Here is a 4,512-nt window from a genome sequence, read left to right on the forward strand (position 1 = left end):
CAGCGTGCTCTACAAGGCCAAGCGCAAGATCGAGTACTGCAAAGCTCAGACACGGGCCAAGGTCGAGCATCCGTTTCGCGTAATCAAGCGTCAGTTTGGCTACGTGAAAGTGCGCTTTCGTGGGCTGATGAAAAACACAGCTCAGCTGACCACGCTGTTCGCCCTGTCGAATCTGTGGATGGCTCGAAAACAGCTAATGGGTATGGGCGAGTTACGCGTTTAACACGGAAAACCGGGCGGAAACGCCCTCAACGCGCGCTGCATCAGGCCATTTTCAGAAAATAGCGCTGGGTGCCGGGCAAATTGCGACTCGCCGCCGCTGCGCAGCAAGTTGATCGGAGCATCCCTAGGGGCGACAAAACTTAAACCTAGTCAAGCCCCCAACTGGATATCAAACGTGCTCGCCAGGCGCTTGCGGCCTTTGGCAGTGACTATCAATGCACGCGAATCTAGGGTATGCACGAGCCACTTGTCCCGCACCATATGGCCCAGCAACGCCGCGCCGAGAGTGCCGCCTACATGGGCGCAGCGCTGGCTCCAGTCGAGACAGGGAAAGGCAAACCGGCGCCGCGCCTGGGTGTCGGAAGTGAGATCCATGCCCATTTGGGTCAGGTGCTCAATGCCCTTGGGGGTCAGTCCATAGTCGCCCTGCTCTTGGCGCATCCACTCGCCCACCAGCAAGGCATCGTGCAACATGACACCCACCTCCCCGGCCAAATGGTCGTAGCAGGTGCGGGCATGGCGCAGATGGCAGGGCGTGGAGGGTTTGAACGCCGGCACCTCGAATGAGGTAATGGACAACAGCCCTTCCAATGCCTTGGCGACATCGGCACTTGCGAGTTGGAAGTACCGATGCTTCCCTTGGGAAACCAGCGTCACCAGCCCTTGCTCCAGCAGTTTCTGAAAATGGCTGGACGCCGTGGAAGGACTCTTCTGCGCTACTACAGCCAACTCGGTGGCCGTACGGGCCCGGCCATCTAGCAAGCAGCACAACATGCGCGCCCTGGCAGGATCGGCAATCGCCGAGGCAACATTGGCCAGGCGCAGTTCGGATTGCTCAACATCCATTGTTCGATGCTCCTCGAAGTGAAACGTACACCGCAAGCATAACCTATGAGCCAACATGGAGGAGCTGGCGATGAAGAACACCCGATTCTTTGGAAAAGCTGTACTGACGTGTACGTTCATCCTGGCAGTGTTCGGATGGGGCATAGGTTTTTACGGGCCACCCATTTACATGCAGGCCGTCATGGAACGCACCGGCTGGCCGATCGCCCAAGTATCGGCAGCCGTCACCCTTCACTTTCTCAGCGGCACACTGGTCATTGCGAACCTGCCACGCATTTATGCCCGCTTCGGAGTGCCCGCCATTACGTTGCTTGGCAGCATCGTACTGGGAGTCGGGGTGAATATCTGGGCTCAGGCCAACCTGCTATGGGTGTTATATGCCGGCGCCATATGCTCGGGCATCGGCTGGGTCACGCTCGGTGCCGCCGCCGTGAACACATTGATCGCTCCTTGGTATGTCAAAGAGCGGCCCAAGGCTCTGGGCAAGGCATACAACGGTGCCAGCATGGGCGGGGTAATCTTCTCACCGTTATGGGTATTTTTGATTGAGCGTCTTGGCTTTGGTGCGGCGGCGCTGGTGATCACCATCACCGCAATGGTGCTGATGGGCAGCTTCGCCTTTCTGGTCTTCAATAAAAGCCCGCAAAGCCTGGGCCAGCATCCCGATAACGAAGCACTGCCGGAACCCATCGCAACCAGCGCCATTGTCGCGCCCTGGACTGCCGCACAGACCCTCAAGTCAGCGAAGTTCCGCACCCTGGCCGCCGGGATGTCGCTGGGGCTGTTCGCGCAGATCGGTTTGATTGCACACCTGTATTCGATCCTGGTGGGACGCATGGGCGCCCATAACGCCTCATTCGCCATGGGCCTTGCCACCGCCAGCGCAATGGGCGGTCGTTACTTCGCCGCACGGCTGATGACCGGGGGCATCGACCGTCGTCAACTGGCTTGCCTGGGCTACGCCATCCAGATGCTCGGGACGCTTATGCTGCTTGGCCTGGACAGTCACCCGGCAGTGGCGTGGGTGGCGGTGCTGCTGATCGGTTCAGGCATCGGAAATGCCACCTCCTTGCCGCCGCTGATCGCACAGACCGAGTTCAGCCGCGAACAAACCGCCAAGGTAATCGCGTTAATGGTGGCGATCAGTCAAGCCACCTATGCTTTTGCTCCGGCGTCCTTCGGACTCATACGCTCAAACTTTTCAGATCCGGGCGATGCAATCATCGGCCTTGTGACCGCTGCAGCGGCTGCACAAATACTGGCGATCCTGTCATTTTATCTCGGTTCTACCGCACGCCCATTCGGTAAAATCGCCTATTGATGCCATCCTTAGGCCAGGCAGTTACGCTGCCTGCCCCCTGTCCTGCCTTGGATTTAGTCCCCTGTAAGCGCCCGTTGAATACGCATTGCGTCAGTCCACGCTGTGTTCATCAAATGTTCAGGTTGCCAATATGGAATGCCAGATTGCGCCCCGCAACAAGCGAAGATTCGGCAGCGTTCAGCCAGTGATGATCGCTGCTCTGCGTGAGTCAAACCCACAGGACTACCCACCTGACGTTATCGCTTAAGTTGAGCGGAGCTTTTACTCTTGAGGCCGTCAGCGTACAGCTCACTGAGTGCGAGGTTTTCGTAGCCTTGGCGTAAGCGTCCGGTTAAGTCGCCTTGACGTAAGGGATGGGAGGTAGCGGCGCTGACGCAAGCGTAAGCAGTGGCCATATCGTCAGCCAGTTTTTGGACTTGAAGCGGTCTTGATAGATCGCTTTTTTCGCCGAGGTAAACCGCTCCGTTGGCCTGATAATCAACTCAAATAGATCATCAAGCCCCAGCGGTGCCGCGATCTCGCATGAGCCTTCCTCTCGCAGTCTTACGGCTACCGCCGTTGCGGTTTCCGGCCAGTAGCGCATTGCGTCGGTAGTAGAAAGGTATGGTTCATCGCCATTCTGAACATGCATTCTGGCTTGGTTTTTCACAGACCAAATTACTGTCGGATCTAGACTCCTGAGGACGGCCTCCAAAGCTTCATCTTCCTCGGGGGTGCAGCGCTTCGCATCAAACCAGATGACGTCAACGTCTGTTGAGACCGTAGACGAACCGCACCCGTGCAAATAGTCCCAAACCGCGTTTCGGACGAAACCTGCTCCTATCCAGCAGTCTGGCAATTTGAGGGAGCGCACCATTTCAAGTAATCGCCACCGAACGGGGTCATCTGAAATAATCGCCTGGACTGTCGAAATATTGTCCACTCAGAACTCTCCTTATTTAGGTTAGGCAGGCATCCACAGATGCGGCAGCAGTTGTTCGATCTCGCTCGCCCGCTGCGTCGGCAGGCGTGTAAGAACATCCTTCAAGTACGCATACGGATCATGCCCGTTGAGCCGCGCCGACTGGATCAAACTCATGATCGCCGCCGCACGTTTACCGCTACGTAACGAGCCAGCGAACAGCCAGTTCGAGCGACCAAGAGCCCACGGCCGGATTTGATTCTCGCACCAGTTATTATCGATGGGCACAGCACCGTCATCGAGATAGCGCGTCAGCGCTATCCAGCGTTTGAGGCTGTAATCCAACGCTTTCGCGATGGCCGATCCCTCAGGCACAAGCTGTCTTTGAGCGATCATCCAGGTATGAAGTGCGTCGATGATCGGCGCTGCTTTTTCCTGCCGTATTCGCTGTCGATCACCCGGTTCCAGCTCGCGGACTTCTCGTTCAACTTCGTACAAGGCCGCGATGTAGTGCAGCGCTTTTTCGGCGATCTGGCTCTTGTTGGTCGCGTGCAAGTCGAAGAACTTTCGGCGTGCATGAGCCATGCAGCCGATCTCCGTGACGCCCAGTTCAAAGCCTGCCTTATAGCCAGCGAAGTCATCGCAGATCAGCTTCCCGTTCCAACTACCCAGGAAGGCTCGGGCATGTTCGCCAGCGCGGCTTGTCTCGACGCGCTGGATCAACTGCGCCGCCAGGGCAAGCAGTTGTTCAGGGTTTAATTGATCGAGATTTGGATGCAAAGTCATGCCGCCGATTTTGCCAGAGAAGGCTGGTGGCGACGATAGACTGATGGGCTAATTGCGCTGGCAAAGCACGCCATGGCAGGTGTTAAGGAATCTCCGAACAAGTCCCAAGATGTGCTGAAATACGCCTGACCACCTGATCCGAGCCGCCCATGAGCCAGATGAGCTTTTCCGATTTCGAATATGCCGGCAAGCGCAAGCAGACACGCCGCGAACGCTTCCTCGCCGAGATGGATCAGGTCGTGCCCTGGACAGGTCTACTGGGCCTGATCGAGCCGTTCTACCCCAAGGCCGGCGGAGGCAGAAAACCTTATCCTCTGGAAACCATGCTGCGCATTCATCTGCTGCAGAACTGGTTCTCCCTGAGCGACCCGGCCATGGAAGAAGCGCTCTACGAAATCACGCCCATGCGCCAGTTTGCACGCCTGACCTTGAGCGC

General features: G+C 57.3%; 5 protein-coding genes and 1 pseudogene. 3 read left to right on the forward strand and 3 right to left on the reverse strand.

Annotation, left to right across the window (positions count from 1 at the left end):
* Positions 1-223: transposase (locus BUB69_RS28055; protein WP_141121921.1), on the forward strand; the 223-nt coding region annotated here is incomplete at its 5' end.
* 149 nt (positions 224-372) lie between these two features.
* Here the strand turns inward: BUB69_RS28055 and BUB69_RS28060 are convergent.
* Positions 373-1,068, reverse strand: coding sequence for an ArsR/SmtB family transcription factor (locus BUB69_RS28060; protein ID WP_073173526.1), 696 nt, complete (start codon positions 1,066-1,068; stop codon positions 373-375).
* Positions 1,069-1,138: 70 nt separating this feature from the next.
* Between BUB69_RS28060 and BUB69_RS28065 the strand changes: the two genes are divergently transcribed.
* Entirely contained in the window at positions 1,139-2,389 is a 1,251-nt protein-coding gene (locus BUB69_RS28065) for an MFS transporter (protein ID WP_073173532.1), read from the forward strand.
* 331 nt (positions 2,390-2,720) lie between these two features.
* On the opposite strand, the gene BUB69_RS28070 is transcribed toward BUB69_RS28065, so the two are convergent.
* Entirely contained in the window at positions 2,721-3,311 is a 591-nt protein-coding gene (locus BUB69_RS28070) for a nucleotidyltransferase family protein (RefSeq protein WP_073173529.1), read from the reverse strand.
* A 21-nt stretch (positions 3,312-3,332) separates the two neighbouring features.
* Positions 3,333-3,992: pseudogene (gene tnpC / locus BUB69_RS28075) on the reverse strand (IS66 family transposase); the annotation flags it as partial.
* A 233-nt stretch (positions 3,993-4,225) separates the two neighbouring features.
* Here tnpC and BUB69_RS28080 point away from each other — a divergent pair.
* The coding region (locus BUB69_RS28080; RefSeq protein WP_141121925.1) for a transposase at positions 4,226-4,512 on the forward strand (287 nt) is incomplete at its 3' end.

The sequence above is a fragment of the Pseudomonas asturiensis genome (assembly GCF_900143095.1).
GTDB classification, from domain to species: Bacteria; Pseudomonadota; Gammaproteobacteria; order Pseudomonadales; family Pseudomonadaceae; genus Aquipseudomonas; species Aquipseudomonas asturiensis.